This window comes from Limnothrix redekei LRLZ20PSL1 (assembly GCF_043235035.1).
Lineage (GTDB): Bacteria > Cyanobacteriota > Cyanobacteriia > CACIAM-69d > CACIAM-69d > CACIAM-69d.
In genome coordinates, this window is record NZ_JAZAQF010000088.1 from 124,286 (window position 1) to 147,065 (window position 22,780).

General features: G+C 55.4%; 16 protein-coding genes. 12 read left to right on the plus strand and 4 right to left on the minus strand.

Annotated elements, in window-relative coordinates:
- Nucleotides 1–234: 234 nt before the first annotated feature.
- On the plus strand, nucleotides 235–2,238 hold the full coding sequence (uvrB, locus tag VPK24_RS17000) for an excinuclease ABC subunit UvrB (RefSeq protein WP_190528292.1): 2,004 nt from the start codon (nucleotides 235–237) through the stop codon (nucleotides 2,236–2,238).
- A 9-nt stretch (nucleotides 2,239–2,247) separates the two neighbouring features.
- Here uvrB and VPK24_RS17005 read toward each other — a convergent pair whose 3' ends face one another.
- From VPK24_RS17005 to VPK24_RS17015, 3 genes are read right to left on the minus strand one after another with little or no spacing between them, the layout of a single operon-like run.
- Complete coding sequence (locus tag VPK24_RS17005) at nucleotides 2,248–3,453, minus strand: 5-(carboxyamino)imidazole ribonucleotide synthase (RefSeq protein ID WP_393015156.1); 1,206 nt, start codon at nucleotides 3,451–3,453, stop codon at nucleotides 2,248–2,250.
- A gap of 60 nt (nucleotides 3,454–3,513) precedes the next feature.
- Nucleotides 3,514–4,158 (minus strand): pentapeptide repeat-containing protein, encoded by a 645-nt coding sequence (locus VPK24_RS17010; protein WP_190528288.1) that lies wholly within the window; start codon nucleotides 4,156–4,158, stop codon nucleotides 3,514–3,516.
- A 41-nt stretch (nucleotides 4,159–4,199) separates the two neighbouring features.
- A complete protein-coding gene (locus VPK24_RS17015; protein ID WP_190528286.1) occupies nucleotides 4,200–4,349 on the minus strand; it encodes a hypothetical protein in 150 nt (49 codons plus the stop codon).
- Between the two features lie 3 nt (nucleotides 4,350–4,352).
- Between VPK24_RS17015 and VPK24_RS17020 the strand changes: the two genes are divergently transcribed.
- Nucleotides 4,353–4,718 carry a phage holin family protein gene (locus VPK24_RS17020; RefSeq protein WP_099532886.1) on the plus strand — a complete coding sequence of 122 codons (366 nt, stop codon included), beginning with the start codon at nucleotides 4,353–4,355 and terminating at the stop codon, nucleotides 4,716–4,718.
- Nucleotides 4,719–5,313: 595 nt separating this feature from the next.
- Entirely contained in the window at nucleotides 5,314–7,032 is a 1,719-nt protein-coding gene (locus VPK24_RS17025; protein WP_393015159.1) for a diguanylate cyclase domain-containing protein, read from the plus strand.
- Nucleotides 7,033–7,153: 121 nt separating this feature from the next.
- Here VPK24_RS17025 and csaB read toward each other — a convergent pair whose 3' ends face one another.
- Nucleotides 7,154–8,272, minus strand: coding sequence for a polysaccharide pyruvyl transferase CsaB (csaB, locus tag VPK24_RS17030; protein WP_449283923.1), 1,119 nt, complete (start codon nucleotides 8,270–8,272; stop codon nucleotides 7,154–7,156).
- A 665-nt stretch (nucleotides 8,273–8,937) separates the two neighbouring features.
- On the opposite strand from csaB, the gene VPK24_RS17035 reads away from it, so the two are divergent.
- The 9 genes from VPK24_RS17035 (at nucleotide 8,938) to VPK24_RS17075 (ending at nucleotide 22,685) form a co-directional block, all read left to right on the plus strand.
- Entirely contained in the window at nucleotides 8,938–9,837 is a 900-nt protein-coding gene (locus tag VPK24_RS17035) for an XDD3 family exosortase-dependent surface protein (protein WP_393015163.1), read from the plus strand.
- A gap of 1,207 nt (nucleotides 9,838–11,044) precedes the next feature.
- Nucleotides 11,045–11,953, plus strand: a complete 909-nt coding sequence (locus VPK24_RS17040; protein WP_393015165.1) for an XDD3 family exosortase-dependent surface protein — start codon at nucleotides 11,045–11,047, stop codon at nucleotides 11,951–11,953.
- Nucleotides 11,954–12,338: 385 nt separating this feature from the next.
- Entirely contained in the window at nucleotides 12,339–13,904 is a 1,566-nt protein-coding gene (locus tag VPK24_RS17045; RefSeq protein ID WP_393015167.1) for an anthranilate synthase component I, read from the plus strand.
- A gap of 702 nt (nucleotides 13,905–14,606) precedes the next feature.
- The gene (gene rimP / locus VPK24_RS17050; RefSeq protein WP_099532892.1) at nucleotides 14,607–15,071 is read left to right on the plus strand and encodes a ribosome maturation factor RimP; all 465 of its coding nucleotides are present in this window, start codon (nucleotides 14,607–14,609) and stop codon (nucleotides 15,069–15,071) included.
- A 116-nt stretch (nucleotides 15,072–15,187) separates the two neighbouring features.
- Complete coding sequence (gene nusA, locus VPK24_RS17055; RefSeq protein WP_393015169.1) at nucleotides 15,188–16,735, plus strand: transcription termination factor NusA; 1,548 nt, start codon at nucleotides 15,188–15,190, stop codon at nucleotides 16,733–16,735.
- Between the two features lie 4 nt (nucleotides 16,736–16,739).
- Entirely contained in the window at nucleotides 16,740–17,033 is a 294-nt protein-coding gene (locus tag VPK24_RS17060) for a YlxR family protein (protein ID WP_393015171.1), read from the plus strand.
- A gap of 109 nt (nucleotides 17,034–17,142) precedes the next feature.
- Nucleotides 17,143–20,277: a translation initiation factor IF-2 gene (gene infB / locus VPK24_RS17065; protein ID WP_393015173.1), complete on the plus strand. Its 3,135-nt coding sequence runs from the start codon at nucleotides 17,143–17,145 to the stop codon at nucleotides 20,275–20,277.
- Nucleotides 20,278–20,597: 320 nt separating this feature from the next.
- On the plus strand, nucleotides 20,598–21,425 hold the full coding sequence (locus tag VPK24_RS17070; protein ID WP_393015175.1) for a glutathione S-transferase family protein: 828 nt from the start codon (nucleotides 20,598–20,600) through the stop codon (nucleotides 21,423–21,425).
- Nucleotides 21,426–21,620: 195 nt separating this feature from the next.
- The gene (locus VPK24_RS17075) at nucleotides 21,621–22,685 is read left to right on the plus strand and encodes a low-complexity tail membrane protein (RefSeq protein WP_393015177.1); all 1,065 of its coding nucleotides are present in this window, start codon (nucleotides 21,621–21,623) and stop codon (nucleotides 22,683–22,685) included.
- Nucleotides 22,686–22,780 lie beyond the last annotated feature (95 nt).

Here is a 22,780-nt window from a genome sequence, read left to right on the forward strand (position 1 = left end):
GTTCGGGCGGGTAGATTGCGTTGTCTCTACAGTTATATTTTAGCGGAGCTATAAAAAGATTATTAAAAAAATCATTGCTCTTATAAGCAGCTTTAAAGCAAAGCACCGCCCTTTCCCTGCAAAACCATGGCCATTCATGGAATCCAGGAGCCGCTGTGCGATTCAGCATTCTCTCAAATCTCCCCACCGACTCCAGAAACTAGCGCCAGATCCCCTGTTGGCGAAGGACAACCCATGACCACCTTTGAACTGCAAGCACCATTTGAGCCCACGGGTGACCAACCGAAGGCGATCGCCCGTTTGGTGGAAGCCGCGCGATCGGGTCAGCGATACCAAACCCTGTTGGGAGCCACCGGCACCGGCAAAACCTTCACCATCGCCAGCACCATTGCCCAGCTCGATCGCCCGGCCCTGGTTTTGGCCCACAACAAAACCCTCGCGGCCCAGTTGTGCAACGAATTGCGAGAATTTTTCCCAAATAATGCCGTTGAATATTTCATTTCCTACTACGACTATTACCAACCGGAAGCCTATATTCCCGTCACCGATACTTACATTCAAAAAACGGCTTCCATTAACGAAGAAATTGATATGTTGCGGCACTCAGCCACTCGATCGCTCTTTGAACGACGGGATGTGATTGTGGTTGCCTCCATTAGCTGCATTTACGGGTTGGGAATTCCCACGGAATATTTAAATGCGGCGATTCCCTTTCGGGTGGGCCATGAATTAAATTTGCGGCAAACATTGCGAGACCTGGCCTCTGTGCAGTACGAGCGCAATGATGTGGAAATTGGCCGAGGAAAATTCCGCGTCAAGGGCGATGTGTTGGAAATTGGCCCCGCCTATGAAGATCGAATTATTCGGATTGAGTTCTTTGGCGATGAAGTGGAAGCGATTCGCTATGTGGATCCCTTAACTGGGGAAATTTTGCAGAGCCTAGAGGCGGTGAATCTTTATCCCGCTCGCCACTTTGTGACCCCAGAAGATCGCCTGGAGGAGGCAATTCAAGCCATCGCGCGGGAATTGGCTGCACAGAAAATCGCCTTAGAAGCGGAAGGAAAACTCCTAGAAGCCCAACGCATTGACCAACGCACTCGATACGATTTGGAAATGCTGGCGCAGGTGGGCTACTGCAACGGCGTAGAAAACTACTCACGTCATTTGGCCGGACGACAAGCGGGCGAACCTCCGGAATGTTTAATTGATTATTTTCCGGAAGATTGGTTGCTGATTGTTGATGAGTCCCATGTGACCGTTCCCCAATTAAGGGGGATGTATAACGGTGACCAGGCTCGCAAAAAGGTGCTGATTGATCATGGATTTCGCTTGCCCAGTGCGGCCGACAATCGCCCCCTCAAGGCCGAAGAATTTTGGAACAAGGTGAATCAATGCATCTTTGTTTCTGCCACGCCGGGAGATTGGGAGTTGGAAATTTCCCAAGGGCAAATTGTGGAGCAAGTCATTCGGCCCACGGGCGTGATTGATCCGGAAATTTTTGTGCGTCCCACGGAAGGACAGGTGGATGATTTGTTGGCGGAAATTGTCCAGCGAGTCGATCGCCAAGAACGCACCCTGATCACCACCTTAACCAAGCGAATGGCGGAGGATTTGGCGGATTATTTCCAAGAGCGCGGGGTGCGGGTGCAATATCTCCATTCGGAAATTCAGTCGATCGAACGCATTGAAATTTTGCAAGCTTTGCGAGCGGGCAAGTTTGATGTGTTGATCGGGGTGAATTTGTTGCGAGAAGGATTGGACTTGCCGGAAGTTTCCCTAGTCGCCATTTTGGATGCGGACAAGGAAGGGTTTTTGCGGGCAGAGCGATCGCTGATTCAAACCATTGGCCGGGCGGCGCGCCATGTGCGAGGTCAAGCGATTCTTTATGCCGATCGGCTGACCGACAGTATGGACAAGGCGATTTCCGAAACGGAGCGGCGACGCAAAATCCAAATCGACTACAACCAAAAACACGGCATTACGCCCCAACCGATCATCAAGAAATCCGGTAATTCAATTCTGGAATTCTTGGATTTGTCCCGGCGGCTCAGTGCCAAAGATTTGGAGCAAGCCTACGAACATGCGGCGGATTTGTCCTTGGATGATGTGCCGATGTTGATTGAAAAATTGGAGGCCCAAATGAAGGAGGCGGCCAAAAATTTGGAGTTTGAAGAGGCCGCCAAATATCGCGATCGAATCAAGCATTTGCGCGATCGACTGCTGGGACAACGGCATTAAGCGGGCTGCTTAATCGTCTGATCCATACCAAATCGATTCCAGGCGATCGATCGCCCGTTGCAATTCCGCCAAGCTATCCGCCAACACGGTCACATGGCCGAGCTTGCGGCCCGGGGTGGCGCTGGTTTTGCCATACCAATGCACTCGGCTGTGGGGAACCGCGGCCAAGCGATCGCGCTGCTCCTGATAGTCACTGGTGGCCACCTCAAAGCCCAACAAATTCACCATCGCCGCACAGGCACAGTGCAAACCCACCGGCCCAAGGGGCAACCCCGCCACGGCCCGCAAATGTTGCTCGAATTGGGAGGTGTGGCAGGCATCGATCGAGAAGTGGCCGGAATTGTGCGTGCGGGGAGCCACTTCATTCACCGACACCTGACCCTCGGCGGTCACAAACAGCTCAATCCCAAAAATCCCGATCGCCCCAATTTGCGACAACAGGCGATGGGCGATTTCTTGGCAGTGGGTGGCCACGGTTGGCGGAATGGGGGCCGGCGCAATCACCCGCCGACAAACCTGGTTCACCTGCTGGGTTTCCACAATCGGGTAAATGGCCACCTCGCCCGTCGCCGATCGGGCCGCCACCGCCGCCAATTCTCGCTCGAAGGGCACAAAGGCTTCCAAAATCAGCGGCTGCCATTGCCACTGATCCCCAACCGCCAGCAATGCCGCCCGATCGGCCACCACCCTTGTACCTTGGCCGTCATAGCCATGGCGACGGGTTTTCAGCACGGCCGGAAAGGTTAAGGGCTGACCGTTTTCCCACCGATCGATCTGCATCGCCTGCGCCCGATCGGCAATGGCCGCAAAGGCCGGAACCGGCAAGCCAATTTGCTGCAAAAAACAGCGCTGATCATACTTATCCAGCAAGGGTTCCAAGCTCTTGAGGCTGGGGCGAAAACAGGCTCCTGATCGGGCTAATTCCCCCAACGCCGCCAAATCCACAAACTCATTTTCAAAGGTGACCAAATCCACCCGATCGAGCAATTGGCGCGTCACGGCAGCATCCCCAACTGCCCCTTGCACCACCGCCGCCGATCCCACCCGCGCCACCGCCGGGTCATCCAATTTCGGAGTTTGCACCACCAACGACAAGCCCAATTTCGGGGCCGCTTCCGCCATCATCCAAGCCAATTGGCCACCGCCAATCACACCAATTGTCCGCACCGGCCGCTGGATGGGTTCCGCCGCCGCTGCAACCTCTACGAGGGTCATTTTTCTTACTCCCAAAGGAACATCTCTCGATCAGCGCTTCAGCAATCCATTGATTAACCTTCAAGGACAGCCGAGCGATTCTTTGGTGTCGATGCCCGTGCGAGGATTCGTCCCCCGGGCGATCGCGCAGAGCTGTTTGACCTGTGCCCCATCCAGAATGGCCAGCTCAAAATCAGCCCCCTGAATGTTCACATCCTGAAAACTGGATCCCAACAAAATGGCCTCAACCAAAATGGCATCGCTCAGATCGGTGCCAATGAACTTCACGGAATCCATGAATGCATTGGTTAAATCGGCTCCATGCAAATTCGTGTCTTTGAGGAAGGATCCACTAAAGGATGCACCGGGCATTTCCGTATTTTCAAAGGTCACATCCGTTAGGTTGGCGTTGGAAAATTCCGCCGATTGCAACCGTTGATTGGAAAAATCTTGCCCAGACAATTCCGCATTGCTGTAGGAAACCGGCGGCGCATATTCCTTGAATTGGGCCCAGGCCGCTGACGGGGCGATCGCTAAACCTATCACCCACGTTCCAATCAACAACAACACCGCCCACAGGCCCAGACCCTGCCCGCCCAATTGCCTCCGACCGTCCGGTTGAATCGCCGCTGGGGAACCGGAGGCAGTGCCGACTTTGGCGCGCAGCCCAACGGGAACCAACCGGGCGATCGACTGGCCGATCAAAAATTTCTTCTGAACAATCATGGCTTCCAGGCCCTGCCTATGGCGGGATTCTCCCTATCAGATTAGCGGTCTTTGCGACCAATCCCAACGCTCGCCAACCCCAACCAAGCCACTAGGATGGAAGCACAAACGGCCGGCCCCGATCGCCCCGCCAGTGCTGCCATGGCCTCGCTCAGGGTCGCCCCGGAGACCGCAGAGGAGTTAGAACTCACATCATGCAACGCTTCATCATCACTTGGATCATTTCGGCCCTGGCCCTGGCCCTGACGGCGCAACTCGTCCCCGGCATTCATTTGGCAGGCTGGACCACCGCCGCGATCGCCGCTCTGATTTTTGGGCTAATTAACGCCACCGTGCGCCCCATTCTGTTCTTGTTCACCTTGCCGCTGAACATTCTGTCCTTGGGCCTCTTTTCCTTGGTGATTAATGCCTTTTGCCTGATGCTGGTGGCCTATTTCAGCCCCACTGGTTTTGCGATCGAGGGCTTCATTCCCGCCCTGATTGGTTCGATCGTCCTCGCGATCGCCTCTAGCGGCCTGCACAGCCTCTTTGGCATCTTGGGTCTGGAACCTGAATCTTAAGAGGATGTCTGAAAAGCCAAAATTGCTATTCTGTACGCCCCAGTGATCGACTTAGACAAGGGGCTTAAGCCCCTTGTCCCCACGACTATTGGTGCTTGCCCGTGTCAAAGAATACTTTTTAAGCATCCTCTAAAGCGGGCCTCAATTAGGTTGGGTTTTTCAGATTGCGCTTTCCAGACATGCCCTGAAGGCCCAACAGCCAAAGAGCCGGTTATCTTAGAACTTCAGTGGATCGATTTTCGTCGATTCCTGAGCAATCCCAACATTAATCCCGATGGATCAAGCCCTTGGGTGACTCATCGGGATTAATTGCTATTGTGAAGATCCGCCGCGCGATCGTCCTTTTTCGGTCAGCAGGCGAATGGCGCTAGTTTGATATTTTAGGCATTTTTAGAGTCTTTCTGGCGTTTTTTTGACATTTTCTCGGAATTTTCCTAGGGCTGACTAAGAGTTTTCTGGGGACTTTTTCGGGGTTTCATTCGGTTTTTCAGACTGTGTTTGAACTTAGGAAGCTGCTTGGCCCTGCCGAGTGATCCCCATCTCTCACTGCGATTTCCCAATCCTGCCTTCCTCAACCCACCGTTGTAATGAGCCAATGTCGTTTTGTTCTGGGCTATCGGCGGCAATTTGGATTGTTGATGAACATCCGGAGCCACTCCGGGAACTGTGCCAAACCCTGACCCACCGGGGCTATCAGGTGCGGTTTCAGACTGGACACTCGGCATTGTCCAGCGTCTTACACAACGGTTCGCACCATCCCCAGTTCCAACCATTGGATCTGTTGGTGATTGGGCCCGGCCTTTGGCCCAACCTGACCACGGGAGTTTGGGGCCCCTCGCTCCAACGATTGGGAAATCTGGGCTGTCCTTGGGTAGCGATCGGGCAAGTCAGCCAACCAGAGCAGCGAATTGCGTTCTTTCGGCTGGGTGGTGCGGACTATTTGGAATGTCCTCTCCACTTGCATGAGGCGATCGTTCGGCTAGAGCGGCAATTAATCCTTCAGCGGCAACGAGCAGAACTGAAAACGCAAATCCAACAGCTTCAGCGGGATATGCGGGACTACCATCGCGTTGAGATGGAGATGCAGCTTTTGCTGGCCCTGACCCAGGCCATTACGGAAGCCACGGAGATTGAAGGGGCGTTTCATGCGGTTTTGGACTGTGTTTATCACACGATCGGGTGGGACTATGGCGAAATTTGGATGCCCGACCCCAACCGCAACCACCTGGTGATGACGCGATCGCACTATGCCATCTCAGACTTGGCCCTCAGTGAATTTGATGACGCAAGCCAATCTTTTGTTTTTGAGCGCGATCGCGGTGTGGTGGGTCGTGTATGGCAAACGGGCCGCCCCCTTTGGATTGAGGATGCCACCAAAATTCAAGATGCCTTTTTCGTGCGACAAGAACTCGTGCTGCGGGCGGGGCTGCGCACCAACTTGAGCGTGCCGATCATTGCCAATGGGCAAATTTTGGCGGTGCTCTGTTTGTTTCACCGCGTGGCCATGCCCTGCGATGGTCGCCTGATTAAGCTCATGGGAGCCGTGGCGGCCCAAATGGGGGTTTTGCTTCAGCGCAAAAAAGCGGAATTAGAATTACGACGGGCCAACCTGCAACTGGAAGTGCTGGCCAAGCTGGATGGGCTGACGCAAATCCCCAATCGTCGCTGCTTTGATCACTACCTGTTGCGCGAGTGGCAACGCCTAGCCCAAAATCGCCGCCTGATTGGCGTAGGGCTGTGTGATGTGGATCACTTTAAGCAATATAACGATGCCTATGGCCACCAAGCGGGAGATGAATGTTTGGTGCAGGTTGCCCGGGCCTTAAGCCACGCGGTCTCAGAATCAGCCAACTTGGTGGCCCGTTATGGGGGCGAGGAGTTCGCGATCGTTTTTTCAGACACCAACTTGGAGCAGGTCAAGGCGATCGCCCAAACAATCCAGCAGGCGATCGCCCAATTAGCGTTGGCTCATGCCCAATCCTCCGTCAGCGAGCACATCACCCTGAGCATGGGTTTTGCGATCGCCTCGCCCCATTTGCCCGACAGTTCCCCAGATGAGCTATTGCGATGGGCTGATCAAGCTCTTTATCAAGCAAAATATGCCGGTCGCAATCAGTTTCGGGTTGCGGCCCTGTCCCGGGCCGTCTGCGAAGGTTGCGAGGAATTGGGCAACAAGGTTGATCAGGACATCAGTCAAAACATTGGTCAGGAAATCGATCAGGAAATTGGTCATGAAATTGGTCAGGAGACTGGCCAAGCAAGATGCCAGGAAGTATATCCAGGCATCTGTGAACTCAAAATTAGTGCCAGTTAATGGCCCACCCCTGACGAGTTTCTTGCTAGCCAACAATCCAGCAAAAACTTGCAAATAAACAATTCAGGGATCAACTAATTGCGCAAAATTAATCGCGCAAAATTAATCTAATCGCGCAAAATTAATCGCGCAGAATGCGGGCCAACATCAGCCCGTGCAGTTGGGCCCGATCGCACAACTGCGCCACTTGGGCCGGGGCGATCGGGTTGGGTTGTTCATAGGCCGTTAGCCAAGCAGCGGCGATCGCTTCAGGATTCGTCGGCAAGGATGCAAGGGGCGCTGGCGGTGTTGCGCCAACTTTCTTGTTCACTTCAATGCCACCAACCGATTCGTCGCAGAGAGTCCACCCCGGCGCACCCACCGACTCCAGCAACACCCGCACCTTGGGGTCATAGCTGAGACCCCAACAGCGAGACCCCTCCGCCGCCGCCATAATCAGGGCATGGAGTCGCATCCCGATCGTGAGGTTCATTTGCTGAAATAGGCCCTTCAGTTGTCGGGGATCGCTGTAGCTAACAATGCGCGATCGAGCGGGCCCGAGATGTTGGGCCAGGCGCTGGGCAATTGCGCCATCGGCGATCGGCTGGAAGGGCACAAACACAATCAGAGCATCGGTTTGGCTTTGGAAGCGATCGAGCGCTACAGCTAATTTTTCCAGGCGATCGGGCGTGAGGCTGGGGTGCGATCGCAAGGCCACCGCCACCTTGGGGCCCGGCGCAATCTCCGGCACCGGCACGCTGGCCAAGGCCCAAACCGGATCCGGGGCTAACTCAAACCCCTTGACTTGCCAGGTTTTGAGCAATTGGGCCGACTCCCGATCGCGCACCGTCACCCCATCGCAGGCCCGAAAGGTCGATCGCGCAATGCCCTTCACCCACCCGCGCCGCAACGGGCCAATTCCCTGGGCCCAAGCCACCCGCCGCAGTCCCCACTGACGCGCCGCCCCCATCAACCCTGCGTAATAAAGCGGGCTAGCCCAACTGGTGGCATCTTGCATCAGGCTGCCCCCGCCCCAAACCAAGGCCTGACTCGATCGCAACGCACCCCAGAGAGCCGATCGATCCATCCGATCCACCGCCATCACCCCATAGCGATCGCGGGTTTCCACAGGGTTCCCCGACAGCACCAGCGGCTCCACCCCGATCGGCAGAAATTGCAACAGCGTCGCCAACAAGGCCTCATCGCCCCCATTCCCTTGACCGTAATAGCCACACAAAACAACTCGCTGCACAGACCCCATCCCTTCGATCGCGTCGAGCTTAAAATACCGAGATTCCAGCCCCCAGCGTCAAGGCAAAACCACAATTTTTCTACTTCCAGTCTCCATAGCCGGCAAACCTATCCAAATTTGATAAAACCTAGTCAATTTTTTCCATTCGTCCATTTGCAAGAATAATGCAATAAAAATCCCGAATCATTCCAAGAATAATTTTCTTGAAAAGCTTAAAATCATCCTAAGAAGTTCTTTGCAACTTAAAGCAATAATTTCAGCCATTATCAGCCATTAATTGGCTGCAACGACTCATCGCAATAGTTCCCATTAATTTCATATCAATAATTTATTTCAATAAGCCCCTTTGAAGTCCATTCATCATCATTAAGCAAATTATTTCAGAATTACCCCAATCCTAGCTTCCTCAGAAGAGGTTACATTTTTTACACCGCTTCTTCAAATCTTTAATTATTTAGTCCAACATTGCTGAACTCCTTATTTTTCAAGGATTTGCAAGTTTTTATCGCAGCTTCATCAACTACAACCACAGTTCATTCAATCTTCAACGTCAAACCAAGAGATTAGTTCTTTAATAGAGCTAGATTGATGAGCCAGTTACTCAGCCAGTAACCAGGGTGCAACCCAAATAAACCGACACCGTTTCATCAACTGCTTCTTAGGAGTGAGACCCCATGAAACCCCAACAACTTTTAGCCAGCATCGCAACCGCCACCCTCTGCACCCTGGGTGTTGGTTTGCAAGCAGCCAACGCAGGCACGGTTTACAACGGCTGGAATTATGGCATTGATTCCTTCAAAGACGGCGTGAGCGGCTCTTTGGGTGGAATGTTTGAAATGTATGGTTTCGGAATTAAGCAAGATGGCGAAACCATCTACGTCGGCATCGATGCACGGTTGCCCATTACCGGCCAGCTCGATAACGGCGCACTCAACAAATCCATCACTTGGGGCGACATGTTCTTTAACTTCAGTGGCAACCCGCTGCTGAATGCCCAAGGAAATCTGTTCGGCGTTCGCTTTGCCAGCACCAACGATTCAGCCGTGAAGCCCTTGGGCCTCTACAGCCAAGTCAGCGGCAAGAATGTTGCCAGCCAAAACCGTGGGTTTGCATCCTATGCGGATCAGTCGAAATACGTGACCGGTGCCAAGGGCATCGCTGGCATGGGCGAACTGACCGACGCAGAAGCCAAGGCTTATTTCAAAGACGCGTCGCTGAACGTGATCAGCAAAGGACAACAGGTAGTGGAATCAGTGTTTGAATCCCTCGACAGCGCCACCCTGTCGGCATTGGGCTTTAACCTGAATGGCGCGTTGAACGGTGCCAAGCCCCCGGAAAGCAATGCCAATGGCGCAAAACGGCAAACCTTTGGCTTTAAGTTCACCCGTGGCGAAGGGATGGTGGGTGACTTTGTGGCCCACGTCTTCGCAGAATGTTTGAACGATGGGATGGCTGTGCGGGGCAACTTTGCACCGAAGCCGGAACCCACGCCGGAACCCGTTTCCCTGTTGGGCTTGGCGGCTGTGGGCGCTGCGGTGGCTACTCGTCGCTACCGTGCGGCCAAGGTTGGCTAATTTAACTGACTGGTCGAAAGGGCCAATCTAATGGGCTGATATTGGCAACATTGGCTTAGTTTGAGCCTGAGCCATACCCGACAAAGTTCAGCAATTCATCAACCCGGGGCGATCGAGCGGCAGTTTCCCAAAAGCCAGCTCATCGCCCTCGTTGATTTAAGCGGAGCATTTTGAACTGGAAATTGCCCCCTGAGCGTCTTGGTCTTGAGGCTTGGGAGCGGAAGTTCGGAACGGGTAATTAGGGCGACTATCTCCGAAGTTTTACGTAAAGGCATCGTCAAAAAGATTAATGAAAGTCTGTTCATTTATTAATGAATACTGTTTTGTTGCTTGCTGACTCGATCGCCCCGGCCAAGATCAGCTCATCTTGGCAAGTATCAATTTTAGTTATGTGCCTCTAACAAAAAGACAATGATCGAGATCACTTGCTCCCATGAACTCAATCAACAATCACAGCTCGATCGCTCCAAAGTTTCATGCCTTCCGAAACACTGGTTCAATTAGAGATTGATTATTTTTGGCTTTGGATTATTTGAAATGCTTGATATATTTTGATCAAAAGCCTGATCAAATCTTTATTAAAGAATATACAAAAATATCCAAAATTATCTTAAAGCGATTTGTTTTTCTCTTGAATTTATTTTTGAGATAATTTAATGTATTCTTAAGAATCAAACTCAAAAAAACCTAAATCAAGAAAATCTTGATTTTCATCTAAAACAATCTCATTCCAATTTAGTCTTTTAGCCATCTCATTCAAATTTTAAGCAAGTCACCTTGAAATAAATTTTCAGCTTAATTCAAGTGATCACACATAAATAAATCTCGCCTAAAATTCTTTTGCAGGCTTCAGGATTTCAAGTTACTAGATTTCAAATTATTCGCCTGGCAACCTTGACAAATGTGTAGATTTGAATGTCATCTTTTTTACTGGCTATGATCTTTAAAAATTGCTCAAGCTCTTACTCCGCAAAGGATTAGAGACAAGACAGATAACTAAATCGGCTTTTCATGGAAGCTTCATTAAGTAAAAATTGAATTCACAGAATCTTTAAAAACTTTTCCGGAAGTTATGACTTTAATGGACATAACAAGCACATCCGATGTTGAGCATCTAACCAGCGCAAAGCAGGCTCAAAATTTAATTGAGCAGGATGATTAACCGTACTTCACTCCACTACAGCGTCTTTTGGGAGCACTAAAGACCATGAAAATTCAGCAGATTTTTGCCGGTGTTGCCACTGCCACCCTCTGCACCTTCGGAATGGGCCTACAAGCAGCCCATGCCGGCACGGTCTACAACGGCTGGAATTATGGGATTGACTCCTTCAAAGATGGCGTGAGCGACGGTAATGTCGGCGGCATGTTTGAAATGTATGGTCTGGGGATCAAGCAAGATGGCGAGACCATCTATGTGGGAATTGATGCCCGCCTGCCGCTGACGGGTATGGCAACCGGGGGAGTCACCAACGGTTCGATCGCCTGGGGAGACCTGTTCTTTAACTTCACCGGCAGCCCGCTACTGAACGCTCAGGGCAGCCTGTTCGGCGTGCGCTTTGCCAGTAACAACGATGCATCGGTGAAGCCTTTGGGTCTGTACAGTGCCGTTTCGGGCCAAAACGTTGGTCTGAGTAACCAAGGGTTTGGTTCCTACGCCGAGCAATCGAAGCATGTGAGCGATCGGGGTGGTTTGCCCGGTGCGGGTGAGCTGACCGATGCGGAAGCCAAGACCTACTTCAAAGACGCTTCTTTGGGTGTGATGACCCAAGGGCAACAGGTGGTGGGGTCAGTGTTTGAAGCACTTGATAGCGCGGCTTTGTCGGCTTTGGGCTTCAACCTGAATGGTGCGCTGGGTGGTGCAACACCGCCCCAAAGCAGTGCGAATGGCGCAACTCGCCAGACATTTGGCTTTAAGTTCACCCGTGGCGAAGGAATGGTGGGTGACTTTGTGGCCCACGTCTTTGCAGAATGCCTGAACGACGGAATGGCCGTGCGCGGCAACTTGGCTCCGAAGAAGGAAGCATCCACGCCGGAACCGGTTTCCCTGCTGGGTTTGGCGGCTGTGGGCGCTGCGGTGGCCAGCCGTCGGCAACGGGCTACGGTGAAAGTCGGCTAAAGGTCGGCCAAAGAACGGTTCAACGGTTCAACGGTTTATCAGTTCGTTGATGGCGAATCCATTGCCAGTCCATCGCTAAATCTTGCCTGCTGATTTGCCTGCTGATTTGCCTGCTGACTGGGCTGAGTTGCGCGTTGGAGCTTTAGATTCGGGAGCTTTAGATTAGTTGATTCGGTGAGCTTAACCAACTCAGAACGGAGGGTTTCCCTGGAGGAATCCTCCGTTTTTGCTTGGGCCAGGAAAGTGCCGATCGGGGCGGATTCTGGGGCGATCGGGGCAGAGAGTCGCAGAAACTGGGGAATGGCGAACCCAAAAATTGCCGAAAAGTATCGGTAAAGTCTTTCAAAATAGAGCGATTCCACAAAAATCGACAGGTATCAACTGGATGAATTCGGCGGCTTCAGTGATCGCAACGGTGAATTCTGGCTTGGCGAAATTAACGGCCCGGCCGTTGGCTCCCTGGCACTGGCGATCGCTCCCGCTGGCCGATCGCTCGGGGGCGACGGTGTTTGCGGCCCTGTTTGCGGAAGAGCTGGCCCAGGGGGAAATTGCAGTTTTGTTGGAAAGTCCCCCTGCGCCGGAGCAGTGGTGTGCGGCGGCCCAGGAGTTGGCTCGCTATTCGATTTGTGCGGGTCGTCCCCGATCGGGAAGAATTTGGACTCCGGCAGTGGGGGACATTTTGCCCATGTTGGGCGATCGACTGGCGGAAGGTGGGGCAGCGGAGCGGCTGAATGATTCCCGGGATGAGCCGGGGCCAGCGTTGCCGTTTCGGGGAGGTTGGCTGGGTTGGCTGGGCTATGACCTGGCCTGGGAGGTGGAGCAGTTGCCCCAATTGAGATCGGATGAGTTGCCGTTTCCCGTGGCCTTTTGGTATGAACCAGATTGCTTTGCGGTGTTGGATCACGGGGGCAATCGATTGTGGCTGGCGGCGACGGTGGCGGCGGATCTCGATCGGCTCGTGGCCCAACTAGACAAAGCTACCGCAGCGCCCCCGCTGGCGGAATCGTCGGGGGCGATCAAACCAACCAGCACCCTCACTCCTCAATTCACCAGCGACCAAACCGCCTATACCGCCGCTGTTCGCCAAGCCCAAGAGCACATCCGCGCGGGGGATATTTTCCAGGCTAATTTGTCCCTGCGGTTTTCGGTTCCTTGCCCCGCCAGCGGTTGGACGCTTTATCAGGCCCTGCGCCAAATTAATCCCTCTCCCTTCGCCAGCTACTGGCAAACCCCTTGGGGCGAGGTAGTGAGCTGTTCGCCGGAACGGTTGGTGCAATTGCGCGATCGCCAGGCCAGCACTCGCCCGATCGCGGGAACTCGCCCCCGAGGGATCGATCGCCCCACTGATTTGGCCAACGAGGCGGAATTGCTGAATCACCCCAAGGAACGGGCTGAACATGCCATGTTGGTAGATTTGGAGCGCAATGATCTGGGGCGGGTTTGCGATTGGGGCAGCGTGCAGGTGGATGAGTTCTTGACCGTGGAGCGCTACAGCCACGTGATGCACTTGGTGAGCAATGTGGTGGGACAACTTGCACCCAATCGCACGGCGATCGACCTGATTCGGGCCACCTTCCCCGGCGGCACAATCACCGGTTGTCCCAAGGTGCGCTGCATGGAGATCATTGAAGCTCTGGAGCCGGTGCGCCGCAGTCTGTTCTATGGCTCCTGTGGTTACCTGGATGCGGGCGGTAATTTGGATCTGAATATTCTGATTCGGACACTGTTGATTCCCCGCACGGCGCGATCGGGGGATTCGCAATTGGGCGATCGACTGGTTTGGGGCCAGGTGGGCGCGGGGATTGTGGCCGACTCCGACCCCGATCGGGAGTGGTGGGAATCGCTCTCGAAGGCCCATGCCCAATTGGCGGCCCTGCGACGGGTGTTGGGGTTGGATGGGGCTGGCCGAGCCGAGCCGGTGCCGTTCCCTGATCCTAATCAGCCCAATTAATACAGGCTAAATTAATGCCGGCTAAATCATGCAGGCTTACTGGGTTTAGTTCCAAATCCCGTTCAGCCAATCCCGTTCAGCCAATCCCGTTGGGCGAATTTGGCATGCCCCAACAGGGCGGAGTTTTAGACCCAAATTCTTCCGTGATAGACTGAGGCAAGCGCTGCCTAGCTCTTCCCCAAGTCCCCGGCTTTGAGCCTTAGCTTCCCGCTTTGGGCTTGGGGTAACAGTGCGGCAACCGCAAACGCTTGGGCCCCAGGCCCCACCACAGCAGCATCTCAACCTCCATTGCGTTCGGTTGCGGCTGCTGTGCGGGTGTCTAGACCCATCGCCTCCAGCCTTTGCCCACCAGCCTTTCCCGGCCAGCGGCAAGGAAAGGTCAATTGGCGCGTTGCAAGTCGGTACAGTGAACCGGCTTTTTTTATGGCCCAATGGGGATCAGCTCCCTCCGTGGGTCGTGATCAGCATTGCTTTGCACTTTGATTGCTTTACGCTCTGTCTGACCACGCCCCATGCCCTCACTCAAGGGCAATGTCCCCAACGGTGATCTTGCCGGATTCATCTCAGAGCGTCGTTACTTAGGCACGATACTTAGGCACGATTCTGGGAACAGATCCGCAAGCGCGATCGGCCCTGTTTCCCTTCGGGCCGGATCACTGATCATGCGGTTGGGGGCCATTGCCCGCTCTATCGTTTGGTTTCATGGCTCATCCCGCAATTCCCCGCATTTTGGAACTTGCCACCCCGATCGCCACCGATTTGGGACTGGAGATCGTGGGGGCAACCTTCCACACCAACGAAAGCCCCCCTGTTTTGCGCCTCGAACTCCGCAACCCGATCGCCGATACCAGTCTGGACGACTGCGAACGGTTGAGCCGGGCCTTGGAGCCGGTGCTCGATGAGGCGGATGCCATCCCCGGAGCTTACGTGCTGGAAGTGTCTAGCCCTGGTCTGTCGGAGTTTTTGGAGACCGATCGGGAGTTCACCTCCTTCAAGGGGTTTGAAGTCACCGTCACCACCCGCGAGCCACACAAGGGCAAATCCCTTTGGCAGGGCAGTTTGCTCGATCGCGACGCGGAAACCCTGCGCATCAACCAAAAAGGCCGAGTGATTAGCATTCCGCGCGATTTGGTGGAACGGGTGCGCCTGGCCGACGGAGCCGAGTAGCTCAGCGGCCGGCTATCCTGCGCGATCGCCCCATTGCCCATCCCCACGCCCGCGATTGCGCCGAATGCTTCACCACTCCCCATTCACCCTTACGAATCCTTAGGAACCCCACACCCATGTCCATGGTTCGCCTAACCGGCCTGCAAGAAATGATCGACGGCATCAGCCGCGAACGCAACTTGCCGAAAACCGCCGTTGAAGCCGCCCTGCGTGAGGCCCTGCTCAAGGGCTATGAGCGTTATCGCCGCACCCAAAGCTTGGATGTGCGCAATATTTTTGACGAAACCTACTTCGACAACTTCGATGTGGAGTTGGATACGGAAGAAGAAGGCTTTCGGGTTTTGGCCACCAAGAGCATTGTGGAAGAAGTGGCCGACCCAGACCACGAAATTGCCCTCAGCGATGTGCAAGAAGTGGCCGCCGAAGCTCAACTGGGCGACACGGTGATTTTGGATGTCACCCCCGATCGGGATGACTTTGGGCGCATGGCCGCCATCCAAACCAAGCAAGTGCTGGCCCAAAAGCTGCGCGACCAACAGCGCAAGCTGATTCAAGAGGAATTCCAAGAGCTAGAGAGCACGGTGCTCCAAGGGCGCATCCTACGGTTCGAGCGCCAATCGGTCATTGTGGCCGTCACCAGCGGCTACAGCCAGCCGGAAGTGGAAGCGGAACTGCCCAAACGGGAACAGTTGCCCAACGACACTTACCGCGCCAACGGAACCATCAAGGTCTACCTCAAAAAAGTTTGCGAAGGATCCCAGCGGGGGCCGCAGCTCTTGGTTTCCCGGGCCGATGCGGGGTTGGTGGTTTACCTGTTCGCCAACGAAGTGCCGGAAATTGAAGATGACATTGTGCGAATTGTGGCCGTGGCCCGGGAAGCCAACCCGCCCTCGCGCCATGTGGGCCCGCGCACCAAGATTGCCGTTGACACGGTGGAGCGAGATGTGGATCCTGTGGGGGCTTGCATTGGGGCCCGGGGGTCGCGAATTCAGGTGGTTGTGAACGAGCTGCGGGGCGAAAAAATCGATGTGATTCGCTGGTCACCGGATCCGGCCACCTACATCGCCAACGCCCTCAGCCCGGCCCGGGTGGTGGAAGTGCGTCTGATGAATCCCGAGGAACGCCAAGCCCACGTGCTGGTGGGTGATGATCAGCTCAGTTTGGCGATCGGGAAAGAAGGGCAAAATGTGCGCCTGGCCGCTCGACTCACGGGCTGGAAAATCGATATTCGCGATGTGGCTAAGTACGATCGCGACGAAGAAGATGCCAAGATGGCCAGCTATCTGGCGGAACGGGAGGCAGCCCTCGCCCTGGCAGCGGCCGAAGCGGCCGACGACTTTGCAGAGGAGGAACCGGAAACCGATGACTTTGCAGACGAGGACGCTGAGTTCAGCCCTGGGGAGATCGACCCATCGGCAGCCGCAGATGATGAAACAGATGATGAATTTGATGGCGATGATCTTGAAGACGATGATCTTGAAGACGATCAAGAGCACGCTCCTCTGGACTCGGCGGCGGATGCTGACGACGATGATCAAGATGCTGATGATGATCAAGACAGCGACGATCAAGACCCTGATGATCTAACCGAGAACGACTCCACAGACGAGGACTTCGACAGCGACGATCCGGATAGCGAGGCGCTGGATCAGGAGGCCAATTGATCCCTTGCCGCCCAACTATCGCCGTTGTTTGATTTGTCGTCGGGTGGCCCATCGATCGGAGTTTTGGCGCATCGTGCGGGTGGCCCACTCCGGTTCGGTGCAACTCGACCAAGGCATGGGGCGATCGGCCTATCTTTGCCCCTGTGCAGACTGCCTCCGAGCAGCCCAGCGCAAGGATCGAATCGGGCGATCGCTCAAGGCCCCTGTCCCAGACCCCCTTTATGACCTGCTTTGGCAACGGTTAATCCCCCTGGCTCCCCCCCCGGACTCTCCGGGAAATCCAACCCCACCAGAGTGAACCGCCCCCATCGCACGTCATAATAGGAGGGGACTAGACGGCTCGATCGAAATGTTTCAAATGACGGTGGGCTATGATGTCGTGACGCAATAGGATTCGAGGAAACTGGATGAGCACAGGCCGCGTGAGAATTTACGATTTAGCGAGAGAACTACATCTGGAAAATCGCGAGATCTTGGTGATCTGCGAGCAACTAAACATTCCCTTCAAAAGCCACAGCAGCACCATCACCGAATCTGAAGCCGCTCAAATCCGCGCAGCCGCTCGTCAACAGTTTGCGAATCGTCCTGCGCCCTCCAGTCCTGGCCAATCCTCTGCCCCCTCGGTGAATCCAGCCTCCTCCAACCCTCCTGACTTGTCCCCCTCCGATACGCCCACAGAAGGGCGCGATTCAGCACCGGCTATGCAAAAAAAGCAGCAAATTCTCGAGATTCGCAAACCAAAGCTACGCCCCAACACCGAAGGAGCAGCCCCCGAAGCCACGCCCCCCGTCAGCCGTCCTGCCCCCCCGAAACTCGTTTCGCCCAAGCGGGCCGAACCCGCTCGCCCCGAAGCAGCCAAGCCTGAGGCGGCCAAGCCCGAAACCGTTACTCCTGTGAATGCACCTGCCCAGCCGCCCGATCCGCCCGCAGTGCCCCCCACGGACTCGATTGACCTGGATCTGGCTGAACCCAGTGCCCCTCGCCGGCCCGCTGCCACGGGCGATCGCCCCGCCGCCTCAGCAACTCCGGAACCCATTGCCGAAAAGAAAGCCGAACTGAAAACCCCACCCCGTCCCGGCACTGCCGCCACGCCGCGCCCGGTCAAGAAACCCGAGCTGGTAGGGCCGCCGTCGCGGCCGGCAAAGCCCGCCGAAAATAAACCCGCTGAACCTCGCGCGGGTGCGCCCAGTCGTCCATCCCGTCCCACCCGACCCGGCGAGGCCAAAGGCCCCGCAGCCGGCGGCCCTGGCAAAGGGGCCCCACCAACCATTGTGGAGTTGCGCCGGCCCAAGCCCGTGCGCCCCGCCGAAGCAACAGCCGACGGTAACGCTGACGGCGCGGCCGCAGCCCCCACGGCCAAACTGCTGGAAAAACCCACACGTCCGGCCAGCAGCGGCGAAGATTATGAAAACAAGCTAAATCGACCAACCCTGAATCGCCCCACCAAGAAGGGCAAAGATTGGGAAGCGGAAGAGGAAGAGCGGGCCAGAATTGCCAAGGACAAGGCTGGCAAGAACAAGCGCCGTAACCAGGTGGAATTCGAAGACGAGGACGACTTCGAAGAAGATGATGAACTGATGATGGAAGGGGTGGACGGTCAGCCGGCTCCCTTCCAGGTCAGCCTATCGATCGCCCGGCCGCCGAAGCCCAAGGGTGTTACCCCGCCGAAGCCAGCTCCGCAGCCCAAACCGGTTACCAAGAAGGGGGCCTCGCGCCCGCCTCAACGGGAACGTCGGGAACAACAGGTCAAGAAGGAACGACCGGAGCTGATTACCCTCACGGAGGGTCTGACGGTGGCCGAGTTGGCCGAAAAGCTGGCCGTTCCAGAAACGGAAGTGGTGAAGCGCCTGTTCCTGAAAGGGATGGCCGTCAGCATTACCCAAACCCTCGATGTTCCGACGGCCACCATGGTGGCCGAGGAGTTGGGGGTGATGGTGGAAACCGCCGAGAAGGAATCGGAAGCCCGCAAGGTCACCGAAATGCTCGATGTGGCCGACCTGGAAAGCCTCCAGCGCCGACCGCCGGTTGTCACCATCATGGGTCACGTAGACCACGGGAAAACCACCCTGCTCGACTCGATCCGCAAAACCAAGGTGGCCCAAGGGGAAGCCGGTGGCATTACCCAGCACATTGGGGCTTACCACGTGCAGGTAGACCAAGAGGGCGGCAGCAAGAAGGTGGTCTTCTTGGATACGCCGGGTCACGAAGCCTTCACGGCCATGCGTGCTCGGGGGGCGCGGGTCACAGACATTGCCATTTTGGTGGTGGCGGCCGATGACGGGGTGCAACCCCAAACGATCGAGGCTCTCAGCCATGCCCGCGCGGCGGAAGTGCCGATCGTGGTGGCCATTAACAAGATTGACAAGGAAGGCGCAAACCCCGATCGGGTGAAGCAGGAACTGGCCGAGCGCGGCCTTGTGCCGGAAGAGTGGGGTGGGGACACGATCATGGTTCCCGTGAGCGCCCTCAAGGGTCTCTATTTGGATGACCTGCTGGAGAACCTGCTGTTGGTGGCAGAAGTGGAAGACTTGATGGCTAATCCCGATCGCCTAGCGCGCGGGACGGTCATTGAAGCCCACCTCGATCGGGCCCGTGGTCCGGTGGCCACCCTGCTGGTGCAAAACGGAACCCTGCGAGTTGGCGACATCCTCCTCGCCGGCCCAGCCCTGGGTAAGGTGCGGGCGATGATTGACGATCGCGGTAATCGCGTTGATGCCGCCACCCCTTCCTTCGCCGTTGAGGTGTTGGGTCTTAGCGAAGTCCCGGCCGCTGGGGAAGAATTTGAAGTCTTCGCCAACGAAAAAGATGCCCGCGCGATCGCCTCTCAGCGCAGCGACCAACAGCGCCAAAGCCGTCTGCAACAGGCCATGGCTTCCCGTCGCGTCAGCCTCACCAGCATCTCTGGCCAGGCTCAAGAGGGCGAGCTAAAGGAACTGAACCTCGTGCTCAAGGCCGATGTACAAGGCTCCCTGGAAGCCATTCTGGGATCTTTGCAACAACTGCCCCAAGACGAAGTGCAAGTACGCGTGTTGTTGGCTGCACCGGGTGAAATTTCCGAAACGGATATTGATCTGGCTGCCGCCAGTAGCGCCGTGGTTGTGGGCTTTAACACCACCCTCGCGCCTGGTGCTCGTCGCTCCGCCGATGAAGCGGGCATTGATGTCCGCGAATACAGCGTGATCTATAAACTGCTGGACGACATCCAAGCCGCCATGGAAGGGATGCTCGATCCGGAAGAGGTGGAAGAACCGCTGGGTCAAGCGGAAGTTCGGGGCGTGTTCCCGGTGGGTCGCGGCACGGTGGCCGGTTGCTATGTGCAGTCGGGCAAGCTGATTCGCGATTGTCTGCTGCGGGTGCGCCGTGGCAAGGAGTTGGTGTTCCAAGGTCGCATGGATTCGCTGAAGCGGTTCAAGGAAGACACCAAGGAAGTGAACAGCGGCTACGAGTGCGGTGTGAACTCCTCGGGCTTCAACGACTGGCAAATGGGCGACATCATCGAGGCCTATCGTCTGGTGGCCAAGCGTCGCACCCTGTCCCTCTAGGGCATTTTGCGAAAGGTTAATCAGCGAGTTAGCTGATTGCTTCGTTGAGGGCGATCGAGTTCACAGCCCGATCGATTCCGATTCTGATTCTGATTCGATCGCCCATCACCCTTGATCTGGGTTTTGATCAGCCCCGACTAGTCACCAACCATGTGCTAATCGGGGCTGATTCTTTTGTCTGGCATCACAACCCGATCGCGTCAGGTCTGTTAAAACTGACGGAATAGTACAGTGGGGAAACCGAAACCCAAGGTGGTTCTGGATCGTCATTGAGCCATTCTGAACCTGCTGATTATTTTTGCTGTTTTTGATTGCTTTGAATGATTACGCTCTACACTGCTCCATCACGTTGGGGGCTGGCTAGCGTCAGTCCGGCTTGCATGGAATTGGAAACTTGGTTACGCATTGCCGAGTTGCCCTACCAAACAGCCTTAGCCACTGCCCAGGATCTGGCTCAGGCCCCCTATGGCAAAATTCCTTTTATTGAAGAAGCAGGGCAAAAATGGGGTGACACAGCGTTAATTATTGAGCGCTTTCGCCAAACCCAAGGTGTTGATTTAGAAGCCGGTTTGAGCCAGGCCGATCGCGCGATCGCCTTAGCTTTTCGTCGCCTGATTAAGGAACATCTCTACTGGGGTGGAATTGCGATTCGCTACCGCGATGAAGAAAACTGGCAAGACTACCAAAACTTAGTCTTGACCCTGGTTCCCAGTCATTGGAGCAAGGCCCAGAGCGTGGCCTTTGCGGAGAAATTTCGCCAAAGCATTCTGCAACAGATGACGCAACAGGGCCTGGGCCGACTGAGTGACGCTGATTTATATCAACTCATTACGGCAGATTTGCAGGCCCTTTCGAATTTTCTGGCCGATAAGCCCTTTTTTATGGGCGATCGCCCAACTACGCTGGATGCCACAGCCTACGGTCACATCGGGAATTTCATTGAGCCACCCTATTCCAGCCCGATCGTGGACTTTGCCCGCCAAAAAACCAACCTCTGCGACCATTACCAGCGCATGTCAGCACGCTTTTTTGCCGACAAGGAGACCGAGCAGAAAGCGTCTATGCTGGTTACAAAGCTTGCCCAGCCGTTGGATAGCGCCTTAGCCGAAGAAGCAGGGCCGATCGGGTTGTCCATGAATGAACTTTGATGAATGAACTTTGATTAAACAAGCCGTCATTCAACCGGCCGTAGCCCAACAAATTTGGACTGGACTAGCCTTACTTGAACCGGCCTTAATTAAACCGGCCTTGATTCAACTGGCTTTCATTCAACCGGCTTTCATGCAACCGGCTGAGCAACTAACACGCAGAACAAACCAAACAGAGAGGGAAGGAGGTCGATCGTGCAGGGGCCAAAACGCGATCCGTATCTTTGGGTGCATTTGGCGGGGTTGGCAGCGCTGCCCCTCTGTGCGGAGTTGTGTTTACTGGGGTTGGCGGCGGGGGATCCTCTGCTGCCGGGTGGCTGGGACTGGCTGTTGGTGGGGCTGTTGGGAACTGCTCCGATTGTGGCCATGCAGTGGTTGCGCCCGTTTTATCCCTTTTCGGTTTTGCTGGTGAGCCTGCGGGCCGATCGCCTCAACGAAACGCAGCAACGAATTTTGCAACGCTGGGCCGGCTGGGAAACCAAGGCGATCGCGCTGGTTGCGTCCCTTTTGGTGCTTTGGGCTTTGCAACGGCTGGATCAACTCTCCCCCTTGGCGGCGGAAATTGCCCCTCTGGATCAACGGGCGATCGGGCTGTTGGTGGTGTGGTTGGGGGCGCTTTTGGGCAGCCTGCTGCTCACCGTCGCCCTCGTGTCTTTGTGGGTATTGCTCACTCCGCAGACCGCCTTCAGCGCGATCGAGCCTTTTCCCGTTGGCAACGTTCCCAGCAGCTTCCTGCGCCTCAGTGTCCGGCTCACCAAAGTCTTACCGGATTTGGAAAATGCTCCAGTGGTCGCGCCCGCCAAGGTTCCTGAACCAGAGTCAGCAACGCCCCCGGCCCCTCCAGCAGCCACCAATGCACCCCAGGAAGAAGCCGCCGCGATCGCCCCAGAGAATTCCCCGATTCCTGGTGATCTCGAGCCACTGGATGCCACAGAGCCAGTGAATACGGCTGAGCCATTGGATACCCCTGAATGGGTGACGGATTCGGCGGCTGTTGAGGAGAGCGAGTCTCCTGAGGCGATCGAATCTACGGAATCTGAGCCGATCGCAAGCGACCCTACTGAGCCTGAGGCGATCGAGTCTACGGAATCTGAGGCGATCGAGTCTACGGAACCAGACTCCACCGAACCAGCGCCCACCGAAGCAACCAGCAGCAATCCCGAAACAGCAAACCAAGCCGCCGATGATGATGATTGGGGCGATATGGTCAGCGATAGTGACAGCCACAGCGATAGCGGTAATGATGGCGACGGCCACTAGGTTCAGAGCATCGGTTTAAACCATTTGATTGAACAAAAGCAAAACCCGACCTAGCGCGATGCCAAGTCGGGTTTTGAGTGAGTTAATTCGTTGTC